This window comes from Pseudomonas fluorescens, from assembly GCF_902497995.1.
Lineage (GTDB): Bacteria > Pseudomonadota > Gammaproteobacteria > Pseudomonadales > Pseudomonadaceae > Aquipseudomonas > Aquipseudomonas fluorescens_BK.
This window is the reverse complement of the sequence record NZ_CABVII010000010.1, coordinates 130,397-153,025: the sequence shown is the minus strand read 5'-3', so window position 1 is coordinate 153,025 and position 22,629 is coordinate 130,397. Positions and strand designations below refer to the sequence as shown.

The 22,629-nt window shown below is 60.9% G+C and carries 21 protein-coding genes; 6 read left to right on the top strand and 15 right to left on the bottom strand.

Features of this window, described 5'->3' with window-relative positions; translation table 11 throughout:
- Nucleotides 1-51: 51 nt before the first annotated feature.
- Nucleotides 52-489 (bottom strand): multidrug/biocide efflux PACE transporter, encoded by a 438-nt coding sequence (locus F8N80_RS13960; RefSeq protein ID WP_150746136.1) that lies wholly within the window; start codon nt 487-489, stop codon nt 52-54.
- An 89-nt stretch (nt 490-578) separates the two neighbouring features.
- Between F8N80_RS13960 and F8N80_RS13955 the strand changes: the two genes are divergently transcribed.
- On the top strand, nt 579-1,433 hold the full coding sequence (locus F8N80_RS13955) for a LysR family transcriptional regulator (RefSeq protein ID WP_150746135.1): 855 nt from the start codon (nt 579-581) through the stop codon (nt 1,431-1,433).
- A gap of 202 nt (nt 1,434-1,635) precedes the next feature.
- Here the strand turns inward: F8N80_RS13955 and F8N80_RS13950 are convergent, their stop codons facing one another.
- The 3 genes from F8N80_RS13950 to F8N80_RS13940 form a co-directional block, all read right to left on the bottom strand.
- Nucleotides 1,636-2,877: an RNA polymerase sigma factor gene (locus F8N80_RS13950; protein ID WP_150746134.1), complete on the bottom strand. Its 1,242-nt coding sequence runs from the start codon at nt 2,875-2,877 to the stop codon at nt 1,636-1,638.
- Between the two features lie 97 nt (nt 2,878-2,974).
- On the bottom strand, nt 2,975-3,319 hold the full coding sequence (locus F8N80_RS13945; RefSeq protein WP_150746133.1) for a YciI family protein: 345 nt from the start codon (nt 3,317-3,319) through the stop codon (nt 2,975-2,977).
- A 99-nt stretch (nt 3,320-3,418) separates the two neighbouring features.
- Nucleotides 3,419-3,844, bottom strand: coding sequence for a YybH family protein (locus F8N80_RS13940; RefSeq protein WP_150746132.1), 426 nt, complete (start codon nt 3,842-3,844; stop codon nt 3,419-3,421).
- A gap of 141 nt (nt 3,845-3,985) precedes the next feature.
- Here F8N80_RS13940 and F8N80_RS13935 point away from each other — a divergent pair, with 141 nt between their 5' ends.
- Nucleotides 3,986-4,471 carry a GNAT family N-acetyltransferase gene (locus F8N80_RS13935; protein ID WP_150746131.1) on the top strand — a complete coding sequence of 162 codons (486 nt, stop codon included), beginning with the start codon at nt 3,986-3,988 and terminating at the stop codon, nt 4,469-4,471.
- Between the two features lie 250 nt (nt 4,472-4,721).
- Here F8N80_RS13935 and emhR read toward each other — a convergent pair whose 3' ends face one another.
- Complete coding sequence (emhR, locus tag F8N80_RS13930; protein ID WP_150746130.1) at nt 4,722-5,354, bottom strand: efflux system transcriptional repressor EmhR; 633 nt, start codon at nt 5,352-5,354, stop codon at nt 4,722-4,724.
- 263 nt (nt 5,355-5,617) lie between these two features.
- On the opposite strand from emhR, the gene F8N80_RS13925 reads away from it, so the two are divergent.
- From F8N80_RS13925 to F8N80_RS13910, 4 genes are all read left to right on the top strand, one after another.
- The gene (locus F8N80_RS13925; RefSeq protein ID WP_150746129.1) at nt 5,618-6,775 is read left to right on the top strand and encodes an efflux RND transporter periplasmic adaptor subunit; all 1,158 of its coding nucleotides are present in this window, start codon (nt 5,618-5,620) and stop codon (nt 6,773-6,775) included.
- A 3-nt stretch (nt 6,776-6,778) separates the two neighbouring features.
- On the top strand, nt 6,779-9,940 hold the full coding sequence (gene emhB, locus F8N80_RS13920) for an efflux RND transporter permease subunit EmhB (RefSeq protein WP_150784039.1): 3,162 nt from the start codon (nt 6,779-6,781) through the stop codon (nt 9,938-9,940).
- Entirely contained in the window at nt 9,940-11,400 is a 1,461-nt protein-coding gene (emhC, locus tag F8N80_RS13915) for an efflux RND transporter outer membrane subunit EmhC (RefSeq protein WP_150746127.1), read from the top strand. The genes emhB and emhC overlap by 1 nt, the downstream gene beginning before the upstream one ends.
- A gap of 435 nt (nt 11,401-11,835) precedes the next feature.
- The gene (locus F8N80_RS13910; RefSeq protein ID WP_150746126.1) at nt 11,836-13,095 is read left to right on the top strand and encodes an OprD family porin; all 1,260 of its coding nucleotides are present in this window, start codon (nt 11,836-11,838) and stop codon (nt 13,093-13,095) included.
- A 212-nt stretch (nt 13,096-13,307) separates the two neighbouring features.
- Here the strand turns inward: F8N80_RS13910 and F8N80_RS31175 are convergent, their stop codons facing one another.
- The 10 genes from F8N80_RS31175 to F8N80_RS13855 all read right to left on the bottom strand — a co-directional run bounded on the left by F8N80_RS31175 (nt 13,308) and on the right by F8N80_RS13855 (nt 22,288).
- Complete coding sequence (locus F8N80_RS31175; protein WP_191632920.1) at nt 13,308-13,802, bottom strand: hypothetical protein; 495 nt, start codon at nt 13,800-13,802, stop codon at nt 13,308-13,310.
- Between the two features lie 227 nt (nt 13,803-14,029).
- Nucleotides 14,030-14,422, bottom strand: coding sequence for a 4-carboxymuconolactone decarboxylase (gene pcaC / locus F8N80_RS13900; RefSeq protein WP_150746124.1), 393 nt, complete (start codon nt 14,420-14,422; stop codon nt 14,030-14,032).
- 10 nt (nt 14,423-14,432) lie between these two features.
- Nucleotides 14,433-15,224 (bottom strand): 3-oxoadipate enol-lactonase, encoded by a 792-nt coding sequence (gene pcaD / locus F8N80_RS13895; protein WP_150746123.1) that lies wholly within the window; start codon nt 15,222-15,224, stop codon nt 14,433-14,435.
- Nucleotides 15,225-15,235: 11 nt separating this feature from the next.
- Nucleotides 15,236-16,600, bottom strand: coding sequence for a 3-carboxy-cis,cis-muconate cycloisomerase (locus F8N80_RS13890; protein WP_150746122.1), 1,365 nt, complete (start codon nt 16,598-16,600; stop codon nt 15,236-15,238).
- A gap of 45 nt (nt 16,601-16,645) precedes the next feature.
- Nucleotides 16,646-17,950, bottom strand: a complete 1,305-nt coding sequence (locus F8N80_RS13885; protein ID WP_150784038.1) for an MFS family transporter — start codon at nt 17,948-17,950, stop codon at nt 16,646-16,648.
- Between the two features lie 189 nt (nt 17,951-18,139).
- Nucleotides 18,140-18,706, bottom strand: coding sequence for a protocatechuate 3,4-dioxygenase subunit alpha (gene pcaG, locus F8N80_RS13875; protein ID WP_150784037.1), 567 nt, complete (start codon nt 18,704-18,706; stop codon nt 18,140-18,142).
- Nucleotide 18,707: 1 nt separating this feature from the next.
- Nucleotides 18,708-19,412: a protocatechuate 3,4-dioxygenase subunit beta gene (gene pcaH / locus F8N80_RS13870; RefSeq protein ID WP_150746121.1), complete on the bottom strand. Its 705-nt coding sequence runs from the start codon at nt 19,410-19,412 to the stop codon at nt 18,708-18,710.
- 37 nt (nt 19,413-19,449) lie between these two features.
- Nucleotides 19,450-20,655 carry a 3-oxoadipyl-CoA thiolase gene (gene pcaF / locus F8N80_RS13865; protein ID WP_191632919.1) on the bottom strand — a complete coding sequence of 402 codons (1,206 nt, stop codon included), beginning with the start codon at nt 20,653-20,655 and terminating at the stop codon, nt 19,450-19,452.
- Nucleotides 20,652-21,431: a CoA-transferase subunit beta gene (locus tag F8N80_RS13860; protein ID WP_150746119.1), complete on the bottom strand. Its 780-nt coding sequence runs from the start codon at nt 21,429-21,431 to the stop codon at nt 20,652-20,654. Before F8N80_RS13860 ends, pcaF begins: the two co-directional genes overlap by 4 nt.
- Nucleotides 21,431-22,288: a CoA transferase subunit A gene (locus tag F8N80_RS13855; RefSeq protein WP_150746118.1), complete on the bottom strand. Its 858-nt coding sequence runs from the start codon at nt 22,286-22,288 to the stop codon at nt 21,431-21,433. Before F8N80_RS13855 ends, F8N80_RS13860 begins: the two co-directional genes overlap by 1 nt.
- Nucleotides 22,289-22,629 lie beyond the last annotated feature (341 nt).

The following is a 22,629-nucleotide window of genomic DNA, read 5'->3' as shown; positions in this document are numbered from 1 at the left end:
TCGGTGTAGGCGCTGCCGCAGGTTCGGGCCGCGTTCGGACGATCTTTGCTTTTAGCCTTCGTAAGACGTGCGCATTACCAGCCGCTCACGCACCACGTCATAGGCCCAGTGATAAAGGTAGGTATACGGCAGGAAAAACAGCAATACACCAATGTCCAGCAGGAACGCCTGCCACAGGCTGATATTCAGCCACCAGGCAATCAGCGGCACGCCGACGGCGACCAGGCCACCTTCAAACAGCAGCGCATGCACGACGCGCACCCAGGCGTTACGCACAAGGGCAAAACGTTTGAGCGCGCGATCGAACAAGCCGTTGAAGACCACGTTCCAGGCGAGGGCCAGCCCTGCGATCGCCATGGTCGCCACGCCCATTTCCAGCATCGGTTTGTCCATGACCCAGGCGAGCAACGGGGTGCAGATCAGCACCGCCAGCAGTTCAAAACCAATGGCCTGGAAAATACGTTCAGTGATGGATTTATTGGCGTTCATGGCCAGACTCCCTGGGTGACTGTGGTTGCCATGGTCCGTCATCGCATCGATACTTCATAACCAATAACCATCGATCAGGGCGATAGTTCATGGCTTCTCACGAAGTGTTGCTGGCCTTCGTCCAAGCGGCGACGCAAGGCTCGTTCTCTGCGGCGGCGCGCAAGCTTGGCCGCAGTCAGTCGACCATCAGCGCGGCAGTGGCCAGCCTGGAAATCGACCTGAACCTGACCTTGTTCGATCGCAGCAGTCGCAAGCCCGGCCTGACGCCGGCCGGGCACGTGGTATTACAGCGGGCCGAGGCGATACTGGCGGCCACCAGCCGCCTGGAAATGACCGCCAGCCAATTGTCCCAAGGGGTCGAGGCGAAACTGACGGTGGCGCTGTCCGACACCTACCAGTCCGACCGATTCGAAGCGGCACTGAGTAGCTTCGAACAGCGTTATCCGGACCTGGAGCTCGAATGCCTGATTGCCGAATGCGATGACCTGGTGGCGCTGGTGCAAAGCGGTCGAGCCCATGTCGCCTTCGCCGAGCAGCAAGCCAGCTACCCACCGGACCTGGCCAGTTCGACGGTGGACGAACGCACGGCAATCGCGCTGTTTGTAGCCCCCGGACATCCGTTGGCGGCTTTGGCAAAGGTGGATCAGGACGTGCTGCGCCAGCATCGCGAACTGCGCCTGGCGACCATCGTCAATCCCTATGAAAGCCGGGCAATGGGGCGCGTCTGGTCGGCGCCGAGCTACCTGATGCTGCTGGAAATGGCCCAGGGCGGCTTCGGCTGGGCGCCGCTGCCCCGGTGGTTGGTGGAACGCTTTGGCGCGGGGTCGTTGCAGGAGCTTCAGGTGCGTGGTTGGCCGAAGACCGTGTCGGTGGATGCGCTGTGGTCGCGGTTGAATCCGCCGGGGCCGGCGGGGAGCTGGTTGATCGACAAGATGCTGGAATAGCGGCGTGGCCATTCGCGGGCAAGCCTCGCTCCTACAGGTTCGAGTCGATCATATAATCCCGATTCGACTCGAACCTGTAGGAGCGAGGCTTGCCCGCGAAGAGGCCCTCCAGATCACATCCCCCCACATTGGACCCCACTCTCCAGGCAAAACCCGGTCAAATAATGTGGGAGCGAGCTTGCTCGCGAAGAGGCCCTCAAGATCACTTCACACCCAACGCCTTGAGCCGCCCCTCGATAAACCGCCGCTCCGGCACTTGCTGCGTCAACTCCAACGCCCGCCGATAAGCCGCCCGCGCCTCATCCACCCGCCCCAACTGCCGACAAAATTCCGCCCGCGCCGAATGCGCCAAGTGGTAATCCAGCAGCTCGCCGCGCTGCAAAATCCCTTCAATCAAGGTCAATCCCGCCAACGGTCCATCCCGCTTGGCCAGTGCCGCGGCCCGGTTCAGCTCGATCACCGGTGACGGCATGGCCTGCAACAGCACGTCATACAGACCGACAATCTGTGGCCAATCCGTCTCCCCCGCCGTCGGCGCTTCGGCATGCACCGCCGCGATCGCCGCCTGCAGGCAATAAGGCCCGAAACGCCGGGTGGTCAATGCCCGCTCCACCAGCGCGCAACCTTCGGCGATCAGCTCGGCATCCCACAGCGAACGATCCTGCTCATCCAGCACAATCAGCTCGCCACTCGCCGAGGTCCTGGCCAGGCGCCGCGACTCGTGCAACAGCATCAACGCCAGCAGGCCCATCACCTCCGGTTCCGGCAGCAACTCGGCCAGCAACCGGCCGAGCCGTATCGCTTCACGGGTCAAATCCTCGCGGGTCAATTCGGCGCCGACGGACGCCGAGTAACCTTCGTTGAACACCAGGTAAATCACCCGCAGCACGCTGTCGAGGCGTTCGGGCAATTCGGTCAGGGTCGGCACTTGATAGGGAATGTTCGCGTCACGGATTTTCGCTTTGGCGCGCACGATGCGTTGGGCAATGGTGGCCGGCGCCGAAAGGAAGGCCCGGGCGATTTCTTCGGTGGTCAGGTCGCAGACTTCCCGCAGGGTCAACGGCACTTGGGCGTCCGCCGCCAGTGCCGGGTGGCAGCAGGTAAAGATCAGGCGCAGGCGATCGTCTTCCACGTCTTCGTCACTCCAGTCGGCCTGCTCCAGCGCCTCCAGTTGCGCGATCAACAGCGGCCGGGACGCGTTGAAACGCGCGCGCCGACGCAACCCGTCAATGGCCTTGAAGCGCCCGGTGGACACCAGCCAGGCCCGCGGATTGCCCGGCACACCGTCACGCTGCCAGCGCTCGACCGCGACGAAAAACGCCTCGTGCAAGGCCTCTTCGGCCAGATCGAAATCGCCAAGCAAGCGGATCAGGGTCGCCAGGATCCGCCGTGAGTCTTCACGGTAGACCTGCTCGACCCGCGCCGTAACCGCGACGTCAGGCATCAGTCCGACAGGCCTTCGGTCATCGCTGACTCGAATTCGGCAGGTTGCTTGCTACAAGGTTGCGGGCTCATGCAGATCTCCTGTTTTCGATGGTGGTTCAGGGATTCAACTGGCGAACGGGGCGCACCTCGACACAGCCCACCCGGGCCGCCGGGATGTTGCCGGCGACCTGCAGGGCTTCATTGAGGTCCTTGGCTTCGATCAGGTAAAAGCCGGCCAACTGCTCCTTGGTTTCGGCGAACGGGCCGTCGGTGATCGACATTTTCCCGTTGCGCATGCGCACGGTGGTCGCGGTCTGCACCGACTCCAGCGCTTCGGCCGCGAGCATCCGGCCACTGCCCTGGATCGACTCGGCGTAGGCCATACATTCGGCGTCTTTCGGACTGTCGGGAAGCGAATGCAACTCGAGTTCGCTGCTGTAGACCAGGCATAGATATTTCATGGACGCTCTCCATTTCTTGAGGCTCTACCCTAATCGAACGGATCAACTATGGCTGCCGATTGGCGTTTGGGCGCTGTTTGCCGATCAACCGCCCGCCGATCAGGGCTCCAGATTGAACAGTGCAGTGCCGCTCATCATGTCGAACGGGGCTGACCAGTGTTCGTGGACGATGCGCCATTGTCCGGCCTCGCGCCGGTAACAGGCGGTCACGCGCATCCAGCAGGCCTGGGTTTCACCCTTGTCATTGGTGCCACCGCAATGGGCCAGCCAATGGGCGAAGGCGATGTGCTCGTCCGCCACGATGTTCATCTGGTCGAAGTCAAACGTGTGCGCGCCCTGGCACATCTCCATGCACTCCAGCCAATGCGCGCGATAGGCCGCCTTGCCCCGGAATTGCAGGGCCTTGACCGCGTCGTAGGAGACGATGTCGTCGGCATACAGGGCCATGATTTTCTCGACATCCTTGGCGATGACCGCCTGACGGTAGGTGTCGATCAGGGTCTGGATCTCGTGGGTAGCGTTCATGGTGGTTCTCCGTGGTTTTTGTGGTGAAGACACCCTTTGTCGTCTGGCAAAACGCCAAATCGACAACCGAAATAAAAATAATCGATCAGCGCAAACTCGTTAGAATCCGAAACCTATCGGTGATGGAAAAAGGATACTCCAGTGACAGCCAGACTCGTGCCTTACGAAAGCCTCAACGCGCTCCAGCGCCGGCAGGTCGAGGCCATTGAAGTTCACAAAGAACAGATCAGGTTCTGCGGCGACATCTACGGTGCGCTGCACACCTTGCTGTCCAGGCCCGGCCCCGGCGTCAAGGGATTTGCCCTGCTGGCCGAGGATATTCCCGTCGCCTTTCTGCTGCTCAAACGCCCGCCGGTGCTGCCGGCATGGGCCGACGAACACAGCGCGACCCTGCATGCCTTGCAAGTGGATCGCCGCGCTCAGGGCAAAGGCTATGGCAAGGCCTGCCTGCACGCCCTGCCCGAGGTGGCGCGCCAGGCCTGGCCGGAAATAAAGGGACTGGAGTTGTCAGTGGATGCCGACAACGAAGCGGCCATCGCGCTATACGCCACATTCGGCTGGGTCGACAGCGGCGAAGCCTACAAGGGCCGGATCGGTTACGAACGGCGAATGGGCCTGATATTCTGATCCTTGCCGCACGTGCGCTGGATCCAGGCAACAGCAAGAGCACTGAGGCCAATCAGCGCAATGCCGATCACGCCGAAGCCAGACTCACTTAAACACTCGATACAAAATCCCTACAAAATACAGGGCTCGCCAGCTGTCAACCGCAAGCGCCTGCGTATATAAAAGCATCCCGTTGCGACAACGCGAGCAAAGAACCGAGCTTCAGCCCTGTCGAGCCTTGTCAGAACCGGATGCATTTATTCATTTTGTTTTATTTGCACAGGCTTGGGCTCAAGCGCAGCATGTCCAAACCTGTATCGACCCAACGCTCGGCTTCGGCGTGCAGTTCAAAACTGTCGGGTGCCAACAGCCACTGGTACAGGATGCCATCGATGTACGCATGCAGGCTGACGGCGGCGCGGGAGGTGTCGAGATTTTCCGGCAACTGTCCCCGATTCACTGCATTACTCAGGGCCAGGGCGATGCGCACATTGCAATCGAGACTGGCCACGCGGCGCTGCTGACGCAGGTCGCACATTTCATCGGTGAATTCGCACTTATGAAACAGAATCTCATTGAGGCGCCGGGTTTTCGGGTCCAGAGCAACTTGATGAAACAAATGAATCAGCAGCTTGCGCATGCAGCCCAGCGGGTCGGGTTCATCTGCATTTTCACTGGCCTTGGCCATTTCATCCAGCGGCTCATGCAAGGTGTCGAGCATGGCCTGCACCACGGCCGCCTTGTTGCTGAAATGCCAATAGATGGCCCCGCGCGTGACGCCGGCCAGGGTCGCGATTTCCGCCAGTGTCGTGCGCGCCACGCCCCGCTCGAAAAAGGCTTTTTCGGCCGCTTCGAGTATCTGGCTACGGGTTTCTTGAGCTTCCTCTTTGGTACGACGGACCATGGCAGTACAACCTCGATCAGGGCTTCAGCGATGTCTGAATATCAGCTGAATAAAAGGGGGGCGAACGCTCTCAGGCGTCGTCCCCGGCCTACAATTCGAACCTTCGAATAATTTTTGTAACGTCAAGGTGACACGGTTCAGCTATTTACAAACAACCATGAACGTAAGTATATTACTTAGCAAGCTACTTATCCACCCAGCGCAGAATTTTTACCCTTCCACCTTTCTAGTGCGCACTGTGCGCGCCTGACCCGAGGATTTTCATGCAATTCAAGCCAGCTGTTACCGCTCTGGTCACCGCCGTCGCCTTGGCAACACTGCTTAGCGGATGCAAAAAGGAAGAGGCCGCGCCTGTCGCACCGCCCCCTCAGGTCGGCGTCGTAACCCTGCAATCCCAAGCCTTCACCCTGACGTCCGAGCTTCCGGGCCGCACCAGCGCGTTCCGCATCGCCGAGGTTCGCCCTCAGGTCAACGGCATCATTCTCAAGCGCCTGTTCAAGGAAGGCGGCGACGTCAAGGTCGGCCAGCAGCTGTATCAGATCGATCCAGCCCTTTATGAAGCCACCCTGAAAAGTGCCCAGGCCAACCTGCAACAGACCAAGTCGATCTCGGATCGCTACCAGCAACTGGTCAAAGAGCAGGCTGTCAGCCGCCAGGAATACGACACGGCCCTGGCCAACCGGCTGCAGGCGGAAGCGACCCTGCAAAGCGCCCAGATCAATGTGCGCTACACCAAGGTGTACGCACCGATCTCTGGCCGTATCGGCCGTTCTACGGTGACCGAAGGCGCGCTGGTGACCAGCGGCCAGGTCGACGCCATGGCCGTGATTCACCAGCTCGACCCGATCTACGTCGACGTGACCCAGTCTTCCGTGGAGCTGCTTGAACTGCGCCGCGAACTGGAAAGCGGTCGCCTGCAAAAGGCTGGCGACACCGCCGCAGCGGTCAAGCTGACCCTCGAAGACGGCAGCGAGTACAAACAACCGGGCAAGCTCGAGTTCTCCGAAGTCTCGGTTGACCAGACCACCGGTTCCGTGACCTTGCGTGCGGTGTTCCCGAACCCTGATCACACCCTGTTGCCAGGCATGTTCGTTCACGCCCAACTGCAATCCGGCGTGAACAGCGCGGCGATCCTCGCGCCGCAACAAGGTGTGACCCGCGACCTCAAAGGCAGCCCGACCGCGTTGGTCGTCGGTCCGGACAACAAGGTCGAACTGCGTCAGCTCAAGGCCAGCCGCACTGTGGGCAGCCAATGGCTGATCGAAGACGGTCTGAAAGCCGGCGATCGACTGATCACCGAAGGGTTGCAATACGTCAAACCTGGCGTTGAAGTCAAAGTGAGTGAAGCGACTAACGTTGGCGCAAAGAACCCGGCTCCCGCAAAAGCAGCTGACCAGGCTTCCAGCGGCAAAGGGGAGTAAACCATGTCCAGATTTTTTATCGATCGTCCGATTTTTGCCTGGGTAATTGCCCTGGTGATCATGCTGGTCGGGGCACTCTCGATCCTCAAACTTCCGATCAACCAATACCCGAGCATTGCGCCTCCGGCCATTGCGATCCAGGTGACCTACCCGGGCGCGTCCGCACAAACCGTGCAGGACACCGTGGTGCAGGTGATCGAACAACAGCTCAACGGTATCGATAACCTGCGTTATGTCTCCTCGGAAAGTAACTCCGACGGCAGCATGACCATTACCGCGACCTTCGAGCAGGGCACCAACTCCGATACCGCGCAGGTTCAGGTGCAGAACAAACTGAACCTGGCCACCCCGCTGCTGCCGCAAGAAGTGCAGCAACAGGGGATCCGCGTGACCAAGGCAGTGAAAAACTTCCTGCTGGTGATCGGCGTGGTGTCGCGTGACGGCAGCATGACCAAGGACGACCTGTCCAACTACATCGTGTCGAACATGCAGGATCCGATCTCGCGGACCGCCGGTGTCGGTGACTTCCAGGTCTTCGGTGCCCAGTACGCGATGCGGATCTGGCTCGACCCGGCCAAGCTCAACAACTACAACCTGACCCCGGTGGACGTGAAAACCGCGATCGCGGCGCAGAACGTCCAGGTGTCGTCCGGTCAACTCGGCGGCTTGCCTGCCGTGCAAGGCCAGCAACTGAACGCGACGATCATCGGCAAGACCCGCCTGCAGACGGCCGAGCAGTTCAAGGCGATCCTGCTCAAGGTCAACAAGGACGGCTCGCAAGTGCGCGTCGGCGACGTGGCGGATGTTGGTCTGGGCGGTGAAAACTACTCGATCAGCGCCCAGTTCAACGGCAGCCCGGCCTCCGGTCTGGCGGTGAAACTGGCCAACGGTGCCAACGCCCTCGACACCGCAAAAGCCCTGCGCAAGACCATCGACACCCTCAAGCCGTTCTTCCCTGAAGGGATGGAAGTGGTGTTCCCGTACGACACCACGCCGGTGGTGACCGAATCGATCAAGGGCGTGGTTGAAACCCTGGTCGAAGCGGTCGTGCTGGTGTTCCTGGTGATGTTCCTGTTCCTGCAAAACTTCCGCGCCACCGTCATCACCACGATGACTGTCCCGGTGGTTTTGCTGGGTACCTTCGGCATCCTCGCGGCATTTGGTTTCAGCATCAACACCCTGACCATGTTCGGCATGGTGCTGGCCATCGGCTTGCTGGTGGACGACGCCATTGTCGTGGTGGAAAACGTCGAACGGGTCATGAGCGAAGAAGGCCTGTCACCCAAGGAGGCCACCAAGAAATCCATGGGGCAGATCCAGGGTGCACTGGTCGGCATCGCCCTGGTGCTGTCGGCGGTACTGCTGCCAATGGCGTTCTTCAGCGGCTCCACCGGTGTGATCTACAAGCAGTTCTCGATCACCATCGTCTCGGCCATGGCCCTGTCGGTACTGGTCGCGCTGATCTTCACCCCGGCACTGTGCGCCACCATGCTCAAGCCGATCCCGAAAGGCGAGCACGGCACGCCCAAACGCGGCTTCTTCGGCTGGTTCAACCGCAGCTTCGACCGTGGCGTGCGCAGCTACGAGCGTGGCGTGGGCAATATGCTCTCGAACAAGGCTCCGTACCTGCTGGCGTACATCATTATCGTGGTCGGCATGATCTGGCTGTTCACCCGCATTCCAACGGCGTTCCTGCCGGAAGAAGACCAGGGCGTGCTGTTTGCCCAGGTGCAGACTCCGGCCGGCTCCAGTGCCCAGCGCACGCAGGTGGTGGTGGATGAGATGCGTGAGTTCCTGCTGCGTCCGAGCAAGGACGGCGGTGAAGGCGATGCGGTGGCATCGGTGTTTACCGTGAACGGCTTCAACTTCGCCGGTCGTGGCCAGAGCTCGGGTATGGCGTTCATCATGCTTAAACCCTGGGACGAACGTAACGCCGACAACAGCGTGTTCAAGGTTGCGGCGCGGGCCCAGCAGCATTTCTTCACCTTCCGTGATGCCATGGTGTTTGCTTTCGCGCCTCCGGCGGTACTGGAACTGGGTAACGCCACCGGTTTCGACGTGTTCCTCCAGGACCGCGCCGGTATCGGTCACGACAAGCTGATGGAAGCGCGCAACCAGTTCCTCGGCCTGGCGGCGCAAAGCAAGATCCTCTCGCAAGTGCGTCCCAACGGCCTGAACGACGAGCCGCAATATCAGCTGGAAATCGACGACGAGAAGGCCAGCGCCCTGGGCGTGACCCTCACCGACATCAACAACACCCTGTCGATTGCCCTGGGCAGTAGCTATGTGAACGACTTCATCGACCGCGGTCGGGTGAAGAAGGTGTACGTGCAAGGCCAGCCAGGTGCACGCATGAGCCCTGAAGACGTGAAGAAATGGTATGTGCGCAACAGCGCCGGGACCATGGTGCCGTTCTCGGCCTTCGCCAAGGGTGAATGGATCTACGGCGCGCCGAAGCTGTCGCGTTACAACGGCGTGGAAGCGATGGAAATCCTCGGTGCTCCGGCGCCCGGTTATTCCACCGGTGAAGCCATGGCCGAAGTCGAAGCCCTGGCCAGGAAACTGCCGGCCGGTGTCGGTATTTCCTGGACCGGCCTGTCGTATGAGGAACGTCTGTCCGGCTCGCAAGCGCCAGCGCTGTATGCGTTGTCGCTGCTGATGGTGTTCCTGTGTCTGGCGGCGTTGTATGAAAGCTGGTCGATCCCGATCGCAGTGATGCTGGTGGTGCCGTTGGGCATCATCGGGGCGCTGATGGCGACCAGCCTGCGCGGCCTGTCCAACGACGTGTACTTCCAGGTGGGCCTGTTGACGACCATCGGTCTGGCGGCGAAAAACGCCATCCTGATCGTCGAATTCGCCAAGGAACTGCATGAACAAGGGCGTAGCCTGCGCGATGCGGCGATCGAAGCCTGCCGGATGCGTTTGCGACCGATTATCATGACCTCGCTCGCCTTCGTCCTCGGTGTGGTACCGCTGGCCATTTCCACGGGGGCAGGTTCGGGTAGCCAGCATGCGATCGGTACCGGGGTCATCGGCGGTATGATCACCGCCACCGTCCTGGCGATCTTCTGGGTCCCACTGTTTTTCGTTACTGTGTCGGCCATGGGGCAGCGCAAAACCGCTGACCAGGATGACGCTCTTGAACCTTCTAAAGAGGCTGGCTAATGAGCAAGTCGCTACTGTCCATCGCAATCGCGGCCCTGGTGCTGAGCGGTTGCTCACTGATACCGGATTATCAGCGGCCGCAAGCGCCGGTGGCAGGCCAGTATCCGCAGGGCCCGGCGTACTCGCCGGCCCAGGCGCCGGCCCAGGCCGCCGCCGAACAGGGCTGGAAGCAGTTTTTCCATGACCCGGCACTGCAGCAGCTGATCCAGGTCGCCCTGGAAAACAACCGCGACCTGCGGGTTGCGGCGCTGAACATCGATGCCTTCGCGGCGCAGTACCGCATCCAGCGTGCGGATCTGTTCCCGGCGGTCTCGGCCAATGGCACCGGCAGCCGGCAACGGGTCCCGGCACGGGCCTCGCAGACCGGCGAAGCGGGCATTACCAGCTCCTACTCGGCCACGGTTGGCATCAGTGCTTATGAACTCGACCTGTTCGGTCGGGTTCGCAGCCTGAGCGAAGAAGCCCTGCAGCAATACTTCGCCACTGAAGAAGGCCGCCGCAGCACGCAGATCAGCCTGGTGGCCAACGTGGCCAATGCCTACCTGACCTGGCAGGCCGACAAAGAGCTGCGCAAACTGACCCAGGACACCCTCGGAGCGTTCGAGGAGAGCCTGAAGCTCACCGCGCGCAGCAACGAAGTCGGTGTGGCCTCGGCCCTGGACCTGGCCCAGTCGCGCACCTCGGTGGAAAACGCCCGGGCGCAACTGGCCCGGTACACCCGCCAGGTCGCGCAGGATGAAAACGGCCTGGTGCTGCTGCTCGGCACCGGTATCCCGGCCAACCTGCAAACCGCCAAGCCGCTGTCCGACGACCTGTTGAGCCAGGTTCCGCCTGGCCTGCCGTCGGACTTGCTGCAACGTCGTCCGGACATCCTCCAGGCCGAATACAACCTCAAGGCGGCCAACGCCAACATCGGCGCGGCCCGGGCTGCGTTCTTCCCGAGCATCAGCCTGACGGCCAATGCCGGCTCCCTGAGCCCGGACCTGTCCGGCCTGTTCAAGGGCGGTTCGGGCACCTGGCTGTTCCAGCCGCAGATCAACTTGCCGATCTTCAACGCCGGCAGTCTGCGCGCAAGCCTGGATTACTCGAAAATCCAGAAAGACATCGGCGTGGCGAACTACGAGAAGTCCATTCAAACGGCCTTCCAGGAAGTCGCCGATGGCCTGGCCGCGCGCCAGACCTACACCGAGCAGTTGCAGGCCCAGCGTGATTTCGTCACCGCCAACCAGGACTACTACCGTCTGGCCGAGCGTCGTTATCGCATCGGTGTCGACAGCAACCTGACCTTCCTCGATGCCCAGCGCCAGCTGTTCAGTGCCCAACAGGCGCTGATCACCGACCGTTTGGCACAGTTGACCAGTGCGGTCAATCTGTACAAGGCATTGGGGGGTGGCTGGAACGAGCAGACTGCGAAAGTCGAGCCGCAGAAAGAAGAAGCGCCGAAGATGAAGTTGTTCTGATTGCGCCGTGAAAACTTGAAGCCCACCTTTTGGTGGGCTTTTTGTTGTCTGCGGGAAAAGTTGTGTTGGTCAACCTGGCCACTTCGCGGGCAAGCCTCGCTCCTACAGATTCGGTGGGCTTCACAAAGTTTGTGTGCGACACGGTCCCTGTAGGAGCGAGGCTTGCCCGCGAAGAGGCCAGCACAAACACCATATAACCCTGCCCTATCTTCCGTTCGATAATCGCCCAAAATCCGTTTTCACCAATTGAACCATCTAGTACATTCACCGCACCATTTGCCACACAAGACCAATAACAACAGGTTCGACACCATGTCCCAGCGCCCTGCCCTCTCTGGCTGATCCCGCATCGTTTGCGTATCCGAATCTTTTGTCTGCAACCCAAAGGTTGTGGCATCGCCACGCTTCATCCCCAAGAATTAGAGACCCGAGCCCATGACGCCTTCCACCGCGCAGTATTTTTTCCCCAGCCTGATCGCCATCGCGCTGACCGGTGCGGCTCTGCCCGCCGCGGCCGAGGAGTCTGGCTTCGTCGAAGGGGCCAAGGTCAACCTGAACCTGCGCAACTTCTACATCAACCGCAACTTCACCAACCCGACCCGTGCCCAGGGCAAGGCTGAAGAGTGGACGCAAAGCTTCATCCTCGACGCGAAGTCCGGGTTTACCCAGGGCACGGTCGGGTTCGGTATGGATGTGCTGGGGTTGTACTCGGTAAAACTCGACGGCGGCAAAGGCACCGGTGGCACGCAGTTGCTACCGCTGGACCATGACGGTCGTCCTGCGGACCATTTCGGTCGCACCAACGTGGCGTTCAAGGCCAAACTGTCGCAGACCGAAGTGAAGGTCGGCGAATGGATGCCGGTGCTGCCGATCCTGCGATCGGACGACGGGCGCTCCCTGCCGCAAACCTTCCGTGGCGGCCAGATCACTTCAAAAGAAATCGCGGGCCTGACCCTCTACGGCGGCCAGTTCCGCGCCAACAGCCCACGGGACGACAGCAGCATGAACGACCTGTCGATGACCGGTCAGGCTGCATTCACCTCCGACCGTTTCAACTTCCAGGGCGGCGAATACCTGTTCAACGACAAGCGCACCCAGGTCGGCCTGTGGAACGCCGAACTCAAGGACATCTACAGCCAGCAATACCTGAATTTGACCCATAGCCAGCCCATCGGCGACTGGACCCTGGGCGCCAACCTCGGCTTCTTCTACGGCAAGGATGACGGCAGTGCCCGGGCCGGCGAGCTGGACAACAAGACCTGGTCAGGCCTGTTCTCCGCCAAGTACGGCGGCCACACCTTCTACGTCGGCCTGCAAAAGTTGACCGGCGACAATGCCTGGATGCGGGTCAACGGTACCAGCGGCGGCACCCTGGCCAACGACAGCTATAACGCCAGCTATGACAACGCCAAGGAGAAATCCTGGCAGCTGCGCCACGACTACAACTTCGTCGCGCTTGGCGTGCCAGGCCTGACCCTGATGAACCGCTACATCAGTGGTGACAACGTGCATACCGGCACTATTACCGATGGCAAGGAATGGGGTCGCGAATCGGAACTGGCCTACACCGTACAAAGCGGTACGTTCAAGGACCTGAACGTCAAATGGCGCAACTCGACCATTCGCAGGGACTTCAGCAATAACGAGTTCGACGAGAATCGATTGATCGTCAGCTATCCGATCAATCTTTTGTAACAACAAGCCTTGATAAAAAAACACCGACGGGTGTAATGGCTGTTCAATTAACTGTAGGAGCGAGCTTGCTCGCGATGGTCGTTAACGATAACGCGGGTTTGCTGGTTCATCGCGGCGCTCTTGAATCCATCGCGAGCAAGCTCGCTCCTACAAGGGGCGGCGCTCTTGAGTCAATTGCGAGCTGGGTTGCTCCTACAGAATATTATTCCGGGCTATTTAACCGCGACTGTTTTTACACACACTTCCGTCCCCCTGCCTGCCCCTTGTCCATTTTTCGCATCGCGCATATAGCCGGGGAGATAATAAGATTTGTGCAGCGTGGTGGTGTACTTGCCTTCGGCATCCTGGTCATGGGTAATGGAGGCCTGGCCGATTCCGCGATCGGTCGGTGAGGCCGCGCTGTCATTGGCAAAGTACATGCCCAACTGGTTGCCCTGTGCCGCCGCCATACCGGTGTACGTAGCGCCTACGCCACCTTGGAGGTCCACCCGAAGGGTGAATGTATAGGCACCAAACCCATGGTCGAAGTGACTGGCTTCCTTGTCGAGCTTGACGTTCAAGTCACCTTTGAAATGACCATCATAGCTGTCGTAACCGGTGCATTTATAATCACCGGCTATGTGCAAGGGATCCGCCGCAGGGGTGGCTGCATGGCCGGTCAATGAAACAGACGCCAGAAAAACAAACAGACATCCTTTCTTCAGCATTCTCAATTTTCCTTCCGCCAAACCATAAAGTTAATGCAGAGGAAAGCTTTTCAAAAAAAAACGGCACCGACAACCCCTAATACCTGACAACTAGTTACAACCAATTTCATGAGTATCAAGTAGGACAGAATTGGAAATAAATAAACATCTGATTTTACACTTTCGCGCCTATTTCCTGTTTAAATCAAAGCGCGAAAGTGTAAGTTCCAGTCATGCAAATTTCCGGGTTAATCCCGCGACTCAACCCCCAACTCGTCCCACACCGATTCCGCCAGGTGGAAGGTGGCGTTGGCCGCCGGGATACCGCAGTAAATCGCACTCTGCATGATCACTTCCTTGATTTCGCCGCGGGTTACACCGTTGTTCGCGGCGGCGCGCAGGTGCAGTTTGAGTTCACCCTCGCGGTTCATGCCGATCAGCATGGCGATGGTGATCAGGCTGCGGGTGTGGCGCGGCAGGCCCGGCCGGGTCCAGATATCGCCCCAGGCATGGCGGGTAATCATCTCCTGGAACTCCGAGTTGAACTCGGTCAGGGTGGTCAAGCTACGGTCGACGTGTGCGTCGCCGAGTACCGCGCGACGGACGTTCATGCCCTCGTCGTAACGTTGTTTTTCGTCCACAACCATCCCCTCAATCAGCTGACAAGAACGCCAGTACCCGCTCGCTGAACGCAGCGCCAGCCTGGACGTTGGACAAATGCGCGGCGTAGAACTCGGCGTACTCGGCGCCCGGCACATGCTCCTGAATGAAATGCCCGCCCGACGGCGGCGTGACCGCATCTTCGGTGCCGGCTATCACCAGCAACGGCACCTTGATCGAAGACAGCTGATCACGGAAATCGGCATCGCGCACGGCGGCGCAATTGGCTGCATAACCTTCAGGCGAGGTGGCCGCGAGCATGTCCGTGATCTTCTTCGCCGCTTCGGGATTGGCTTCGGAGAAATCCGCGGTGAACCAGCGTGCAATCGACGCATCGCGCAGCGCGACCATCGCCGCCGCACCGTCACGCAGCACGGTTTCGATCCGTGGGTTCCACACCGACGGGTCGCCGATTTTCGCCGCGGTATTGCACACCACCAATTTGTGCAGGCGCTGGCCGGCGTTGATCCCCAACCACTGGCCGATCAAGCCGCCCATGGACAGGCCGCAAAAATGCGCGCGCTCGATGTGCAAGGCGTCCAGCAGTGCCAGCACGTCATGACCCAGTTGCTCGATGCTGTAGGGCCCTGGCGTGACCAGCGACTGGCCGTGCCCACGGGTATCGAAACGCAGCACCCGGAACTGTTCGGTGAACGCCGCAATCTGCGCGTCCCACATATGCAGGTCGGTGCCCAACGAGTTGGACAGCACCAGCACCGGCGCATCGGCCGGGCCATCGAGTTGGTAATTCAGTTCGCCCTCGGCGAGTTGTACGAATGCCACGGCAGTCTCCTTCAGGCAGTCAATGCAGAATGTTCAGCCACCGCTCGCTCGACCCAGATATGGGCCTGACCGAGGTAATGGGCGGGGTCCAGCAGACGATCGAGTTCAGCAGCAGACAGCTCGGCGGTCACTTGCGGTTCGTCGCCAAGTACCGCGCGCAGATGACGTTGTTCCGCCACGGCACGCTTGCAGCATTGCTCGAGCAGATGATGGGCGGTGTCGCGGCCAACCCGTTGGGCGAGGACGATGCTCACCGCTTCGGCCAGCACCAGGCCCTGGGTCAGGTCGAGGTTGCGGGCCATGCGATCGGCATCCACTTCCAGCCCATCGGCCAGCAACAGCGCCTGCTGCAACGCACCGGATACCAGGCAGCAAATCTCCGGCAGGGTTTCCCACTCGGCATGCCACAGACCCAGGCTGCGCTCGTGTTCCTGAGGCATGGCGCTGAACAGTGTCGACAGCAGACCCGGCACCCGGGTCGCGGCACCGATCAGCACCGCTGCGCCCACCGGGTTGCGTTTGTGCGGCATGGTCGAGGAACCGCCCTTGCCCGGCGCCGACGGTTCGAAGACTTCGGCGGCTTCGGTCTGCATCAACAGGCTGATGTCGCGCCCGAATTTGCCGAGGCTGCCGGCGATCAAACCCAGCACCGAGGCGAATTCCACCAGGCGATCGCGCTGGGTGTGCCAGGGTTGTTCGGGCAAGGTCAGTTGCAGTTCTGCTGCCAGCGCTTCGGCAATCGGCATCGCCTGTTCGCCGAGCGCCGCAAGCGTCCCCGAGGCGCCGCCGAATTGCAGCACCAGCAGTCGAGGCTTGAGTTGTTGCAGGCGCTGGCGGCTGCGGGTCACGGCGCCGAGCCAACCGGCGATCTTCATGCCGAGGGTGACCGGCGTGGCATGTTGCAACCAGGTGCGCCCGGCCAGCGGCGTTGCAACGTAACGCACGGCCTGGGTCGCGAGGGTTTCCCCCAATTGCGCCAGATCGCCTTCAATCAAGGTCAGCGCGCGGCGCAGTTGCAGCACCAGGCCGCAGTCCATCACGTCCTGACTGGTCGCGCCCAGATGCACATAGCGCTCGGCATCGGCATCGGTCTTCGCGATCTGCTTGCCCAGCGCCTTGACCAGCGGTATCGCCGAATTGCCCGCCGTGGCAATCGCCTCACCGAGGGCGATGAAATCGTAATGCTCCGCCCGACACGCCGCTTCGATCGGCGCGACGGCGCTCGGCGGAATCAACCCGACCCGCGCCTCGGCCCGGGCCAGTGCCGCCTCGAAATCGAGCATGGCCTGGACCCGGCCCTGATCGCAGAACACTTCACGCATATCGCGGGCAGTGAAATAGGCATCGAACAATTGATTGCCCGGTCGCTGGTTCATAAACAGTCCCTGAAGGAGTGGGCCGGTCAGGCCCACGGGTAAAGATCAAAGATCGTGTTCCAAATATTTCGGCTGCTTGGGCAGGCGCAGGCTGAACAGGAATGCAATCGCCATCATCACCGTCACGTACCAGTAAAAGGAGTTTTCCATGCCCACGGCCTTGAGGCTCAAGGCCACATACTCCGCCGAACCGCCAAAAATCGCATTCGCCACCGCATACGCCAGGCCGACACCCAATGCCCGCACTTGCGGCGGGAACATCTCGGCTTTCACCAGGCCGCTGATGGAGGTATAGAAACTGACGATCGCCAGCGCCAGGGTAATCAGCACAAAGGCCAGGAACGGACTGGTGTTGCTTTTCAGGCTCAGCAGGATCGGCACGGTGCACAAGGTACCGAGGGCGCCGAACCAGAGCATCGACTTACGACGACCGATCTTGTCCGCGAGCATGCCGAAAAACGGCTGCATGCACATATACAGGAACAGCGCGCCGGTCATGATGTAACTGGCCGTCTTGGCGTGCATACCGGCGGTATTCACCAGATATTTCTGCATATAGGTGGTGAAGGTGTAGAAAATCAGCGAGCCGCCGGCGGTGTAACCCAGCACGGTAATGAACGCGGCCTTGTGGTCGCGGAACAGTGCACGGATGCTGCCGGCGTCCTTGTTGTCGCGCATTTCCTTGCTGGTGGTTTCCTTGAGCGAGCGACGCAGGAACAGCGAAATCACTGCCGCCGCCGCACCGACCACAAACGGGATCCGCCAGCCGTAGGCGCGCAGGTCGTCTTCGGTGAGAAACTGTTGCAGGACCACCACCAGCGACACGGCCAGCAACTGCCCGCCGATCAGCGTTACGTACTGGAACGAGGCGAAAAAACCGCGCTGGCCCCTGAGGGCGACTTCGCTCATGTAGGTCGCGGTGGTGCCGTACTCGCCGCCCACGGACAAGCCCTGCAGCAAGCGGGCGAACAGCAGCATGATCGGCGCCCAGACACCGATGTCCTCATAGGTCGGCAGGCAAGCGATGAGCAACGAACCGAAGCACATCATCAGAATCGAGATCAACATCGAATTCTTGCGCCCGTGCTTGTCCGCGACCCGTCCGAAAATCCAGCCACCAATAGGCCGCATCAAGAACCCGGCGGCGAATACGCCAGCCGTGTTGACCAGCTGTACCGTGGGGTTGTCGGAAGGAAAGAACGCTGGCGCGAAATAGATTGCACAAAAGGCATAGACGTAGAAGTCGAACCATTCGACCAGATTGCCCGACGAGGCGCCGACAATCGCAAAGATCCGTTTGCTGCGCTCTTCACCGGTGTAGTGCGCTGGAATAGCGGTGGGGGTAGTCATGGGTATTCACTCTTTGGGGACTGTGAGAGTCTAGACACAATTTGCAACAGTCCCGTTCCACAGAGGCATTGGCAACCCCCTGTGGGAGCGGGCTTGCTCGCGAAGGCGGCGTGTCAGGCAACTTTGATGTCGACTGACACGCCGCTTTCGCGAGCAAGCCCGCTCCCACAGGTGTGCGGTGGTGTTTTCTCAATAATCGAAGAACACCGTCTCCGCATCAGTCCCCTGCAAAATCACATTCCACTGATAAACACCCGCAGCATCCTGCTTCGCCAGCAAGGTCTCGCGGCGCTCGGCAGGCACGCATTCCAGCAGCGGATCAGCCACATTGGCCGGCTCGCCATCAAAGTAAATCCGCGTCAGCAAGTGCTTGACCAGACCACGGGCGAACACCAGTACCACCAGGTGCGGTGCCTGGGTCGTGCCTTTGAGGCCTTGCACCGTCCCCGGCTTGATCGTGGTGAAGCGGAACCGCCCTTGCGCATCCACCGGCACCCGGCCGAAGCCTTCGAAGTTCGGGTCCAGGGGCTTGTCCTGATCGTCTTCGGGATGGTCGTACTTGCCGGCGGCGTTGGCTTGCCAGACTTCCAGCATGGCGTCGTTGACGACATCGCCGTTGCCATCGATGACCTGCCCGGTGATCGCCACGCGCTCGCCGAGGGTCTGTTCGACGGTGAGGTCTTCGCGGTTCAGCCAGGTCAGGCCAATATGGTAGTAGGGTCCGACGGTGTGGGACGTGGTCGCGTTCAGCGTCATCTTATTTCTCCATCGGCGTGGCTTCGCGGCCGCGCAGGACGATGTCCCAGCGATAACCGAGGGCGTAGGAAGGGATGGTTTTTTCCAGGTCGAAACTGGCGATCAGGCGCTCTTTGGCGCTCGTATCCGGTACGCAGTTGTAGATCGGGTCATAGGCCAGCAACGGGTCACCGGGAAAATACATCTGGGTGACCAGCCGCGTCAGGATGCTCGGCCCGAACAGCGAAAAGTGGATGTGCGCCGGACGCCAGGCATTGTGGTGGTTGCCCCACGGATAGGCGCCGGGCTTGATGGTCTGGAACTGGTACCAGCCATCGGCGTCGGTCACGGTGCGGCCGGTACCGGTGAAGTTCGGGTCCAGCGGTGCATCGTGCAGGTCGCGATCATGGTTGTAGCGACCGGCGGCGTTGGCCTGCCAGATCTCCACCAGAATCCCCGGCACCGGCAAGCCGTCTTCATCCAGCACCCGGCCGTGGATGATGATCCGCTCGCCCAGCGGTTCGCCCTGGTGCTGAGCGGTCAGGTCGTTGTCCTTCTCGTTGATGCGCTCGGCGCCCACCGTCGGACCGGTAATTTCCGACAGCGAGTGAGGCAAAAACACCAACGGCTTGGACGGCGAGCGACGGTTGGTGGATTGATAGGCCGGGTGCAGGTAGTCCGGCTGAGTGCCCGCCTGCGGGCGACGGTAACCAGGCTTGTCAGTCATGGAGCATTCCTCAGTTCTTATTAGTCCAGGCGACGTGTCAGACGCGTTCGATGGCCAACGCCAGACCCTGGCCGACGCCGACGCACATGGTTGCCAGACCTTTCTTGCCGCCGGTCTTTTCCAGCTGATGCAGCGCGGTCAGCACCAGGCGCGCACCGCTCATGCCCAATGGATGGCCCAGGGCAATGGCGCCACCGTTCGGGTTGACCTGGGCGGCGTCGTCCGCCAGCCCCAGTTCACGCAAGACGGCCAGACCCTGGCTGGCGAAGGCCTCGTTGAGTTCGATCACGTCGAAATCGCTGACAGCCAGGCCCAGGCGTTCGGTCAGTTTGCGCACCGCCGGGACCGGGCCGATGCCCATGACCCGAGGCGCGACACCGGCACTGGACATGCCCAATACCTTGGCGCGCGCCGTCAGGCCGTGTTTCTTCACCGCGTCGCCGGACGCCAGGATCAGCGCGGCCGCACCGTCGTTCACACCCGAGGCATTGCCTGCAGTAACGGTTTTGTCGGGACCGTTGACCGGTTTCAGCCTGGCCAGGGTTTCCAGGGTGGTGTCGGCGCGCGGATGCTCGTCCTGGCTGACGACTGTTTCACCCTTCTTGTGGGCAATGCGTACTTCGACGATTTCTTCGGCGAAAAACCCTACAGCTTGCGCGGCGGCGGTCTTTTGCTGACTGCGCAGTGCGAAAGCGTCCTGATCCTCGCGGGAAATTTCGTAGTCGTCGGCGACGTTGTCGGCGGTCTGCGGCATCGCATCCACGCCGTATTGGGCCTTCATCAACGGGTTGATGAAGCGCCAGCCGATGGTGGTGTCTTCCAGCTTCATGTTGCGCGAGAACGCCGCATCGGCCTTGCCCATCACGAACGGCGCACGGGACATCGACTCGACGCCACCGGCAATCGCCAGCTCCATCTCGCCACTGGCAATGGCCCGGAACGCGGTGCCAATGGCGTCCATGCCCGAGGCGCAGAGGCGGTTGAGGGTCACGCCCGGAATGCTTTCCGGCAGGCCCGCCAGCAGCAACGCCATGCGTGCCACGTTGCGGTTGTCTTCACCGGCCTGGTTGGCGCAACCGAGGAATACCTCGTCCACTGCATTCCAGTCCACCGACGGGTTGCGTTCCATCAGCGCCTTGATCGGCACGGCAGCGAGATCGTCGGCGCGAACCGCCGACAGGCCACCACCGAAACGGCCGATGGGGGTACGAATCGCGTCGCAGATATAAACGTCACGCATCACGCTTCTCCAGGTGCTTGGCCGTGGGCCGCGGCAGTGCGGGCTTCCAGATCGCGCAGTGCTTTAAGCTCGACCTCGGTCGGCTCGGCGGTGTTTTCAACCTGTTCGGCAAAACGAATCGCCCAACCCGTGGCAGCGGTCACTTGCTCGCGGGTCACGCCCGGGTGCAGTGCGGTGACCACGAACTCATGGGTACCGGCTTCCGGTTCCATGATGCACAGGTCGGTAATGATGCCGACCGGCCCGGCGCCCGGCAGACCGAGACGCTTGCGTGAATCACCGCCTTCGCCATGACCGACCGAGGTGATGAAGTCGAGCTTGTCGACAAAGGAACGCGCCGACTGCTTGAGGATGATCAACACGCTCTTGGCGGAACCGGCGATCTCCGGCGCGCCACCGGCACCCGGCAGGCGGACTTTCGGCTGATGGTAATCACCGACCACCGTAGTGTTGATGTTACCGAAGCGGTCGACTTGCGCGGCGCCGAGGAAGCCGACGTCGATGCGCCCGCCCTGCAGCCAGTAGCGAAAAATCTCACCGGTCGGGACCACGGTGTCGGCGGTTTCCGCCAGCTCACCGTCACCGATCGACAGGGGCAGTACGCTCGGCTTGGCACCGATCGGACCCGATTCGTAGATAAGGACTACATCTGGCGAGGAAGTCAGACGCGCGAGGTTGGCGGCTTTCGACGGCAGGCCGATGCCGACGAAACACACCGAACCGTTCTTCAAACGGCGGGCGGCGGCGACGGTCATCATTTCATTGGTGGTGTAAGTCATTACTTCGCCTCCGAACTAGCGGCCAGCTTGGCCTGGAACTCGCTGAAGTCAGCGCAGCCATGGATGTACTCGTTGATCCACGCGGTGAAGGTTTCACGGTCGCGGGCAATCGGGTCCCAAGCCTGGTAGAAACGGTTGTCGCGCTCGTTGTAACCGTGAGCGTAGGACGGATGCGCGCCGCCGGGGACGTGGCAGACCGCGCTCAGGGCCCAGGTCGGCAGTACACAAGAGTTCATCGGTGCATTGAGGTCGTCGACGATTTCTTCGACGGTAACGATGCAACGCTTGGCCGCCAGCGCGGCTTCTTTTTGCACGCCGAGGATGCCCCACAGCAGCACGTTGCCTTTGCGGTCGGCTTTTTGTGCGTGAATCACGGTGATGTCCGGACGTACCGACGGCACCGCCGCCAGCACTTCGCCAGTGAATGGGCAGGTGACGGTCTTGATCAGCGGGTTGACCTTCGGCAGGTCGGAGCCGGCGTAGGCACGCAGCACAGCAAAAGGTAGTCCCGAAGCGCCAGCGACGTAGGCATTGGCCAGGTCGGCGTGGCTGTGTTCTTCGATTTCCAGCGCATGGGGCCACTGTTTCTCGACGGCATCGCGCAGACGGTGCAGAGAACCGACACCCGGGTTACCGCCCCAGGAGAAGATCAGCTTGCGAGCACAACCGGCACCGATCAACTGATCGTAGATCAAGTCAGGGGTCATCCGCACCAGGGTCAGGTCTTTCTTGCCCTGGCGAATGATTTCGTGACCCGCCGCGGTAGGGATCAGGTGGGTGAAGCCTTCGAGTGCGACCGTATCGCCGTCGTTAACGAATTGCTTCACCGCGTCGTGCAGCGAAAGGATTTCAGCCATGGGGCAGGCTCCCGTTTTGTTATGAACCGACAGTGGTAGAAAAAGGCGCGATGCGCAGCGCCGGAGTGACTGAAGAGTAAGCCCGCGCAAAACGCCAAACAATCCGATAATCGACTGAGTGTTCGTTTATCGCACAGATTGTTGTCTGCCTACCTATCCCCAAAAGCTTCGTTGGAACGCCGCCCGGAGCCGGCTCGCTGCGATCAACTGTGGGAGCGAGACCGGCTTGCTCGCGAAGGCGGACTGGCATCCGGCATTGATGTCGACTGACACGCCGTCGCCGCCACTGCGGTGGAATCACCAGCACCGTCAGCCCCCGCTCGAGGTGGCTGACGCTGCCG

What these genes read in the sequence shown, in the direction of transcription:
- F8N80_RS13960 (WP_150746136.1), bottom strand. Translation starts at nt 489, where the DNA reads ATGAACGCCAATAAATCCATCACTGAACGTATTTTCCAGGCCATTGGT.
- F8N80_RS13955 (WP_150746135.1), top strand. Translation starts at nt 579, where the DNA reads ATGGCTTCTCACGAAGTGTTGCTGGCCTTCGTCCAAGCGGCGACGCAA.
- F8N80_RS13950 (WP_150746134.1), bottom strand. Translation starts at nt 2,877, where the DNA reads ATGCCTGACGTCGCGGTTACGGCGCGGGTCGAGCAGGTCTACCGTGAA.
- F8N80_RS13945 (WP_150746133.1), bottom strand. Translation starts at nt 3,319, where the DNA reads ATGAAATATCTATGCCTGGTCTACAGCAGCGAACTCGAGTTGCATTCG.
- F8N80_RS13940 (WP_150746132.1), bottom strand. Translation starts at nt 3,844, where the DNA reads ATGAACGCTACCCACGAGATCCAGACCCTGATCGACACCTACCGTCAG.
- emhR (WP_150746130.1), bottom strand. Translation starts at nt 5,354, where the DNA reads ATGGTCCGTCGTACCAAAGAGGAAGCTCAAGAAACCCGTAGCCAGATA.
- F8N80_RS13925 (WP_150746129.1), top strand. Translation starts at nt 5,618, where the DNA reads ATGCAATTCAAGCCAGCTGTTACCGCTCTGGTCACCGCCGTCGCCTTG.
- emhB (WP_150784039.1), top strand. Translation starts at nt 6,779, where the DNA reads ATGTCCAGATTTTTTATCGATCGTCCGATTTTTGCCTGGGTAATTGCC.
- emhC (WP_150746127.1), top strand. Translation starts at nt 9,940, where the DNA reads ATGAGCAAGTCGCTACTGTCCATCGCAATCGCGGCCCTGGTGCTGAGC.
- F8N80_RS13910 (WP_150746126.1), top strand. Translation starts at nt 11,836, where the DNA reads ATGACGCCTTCCACCGCGCAGTATTTTTTCCCCAGCCTGATCGCCATC.
- F8N80_RS31175 (WP_191632920.1), bottom strand. Translation starts at nt 13,802, where the DNA reads ATGCTGAAGAAAGGATGTCTGTTTGTTTTTCTGGCGTCTGTTTCATTG.
- F8N80_RS13890 (WP_150746122.1), bottom strand. Translation starts at nt 16,600, where the DNA reads ATGAACCAGCGACCGGGCAATCAATTGTTCGATGCCTATTTCACTGCC.
- F8N80_RS13885 (WP_150784038.1), bottom strand. Translation starts at nt 17,950, where the DNA reads ATGACTACCCCCACCGCTATTCCAGCGCACTACACCGGTGAAGAGCGC.
- pcaG (WP_150784037.1), bottom strand. Translation starts at nt 18,706, where the DNA reads ATGACGCTGAACGCGACCACGTCCCACACCGTCGGACCCTACTACCAT.
- pcaH (WP_150746121.1), bottom strand. Translation starts at nt 19,412, where the DNA reads ATGACTGACAAGCCTGGTTACCGTCGCCCGCAGGCGGGCACTCAGCCG.
- F8N80_RS13860 (WP_150746119.1), bottom strand. Translation starts at nt 21,431, where the DNA reads ATGACTTACACCACCAATGAAATGATGACCGTCGCCGCCGCCCGCCGT.
- F8N80_RS13855 (WP_150746118.1), bottom strand. Translation starts at nt 22,288, where the DNA reads ATGGCTGAAATCCTTTCGCTGCACGACGCGGTGAAGCAATTCGTTAAC.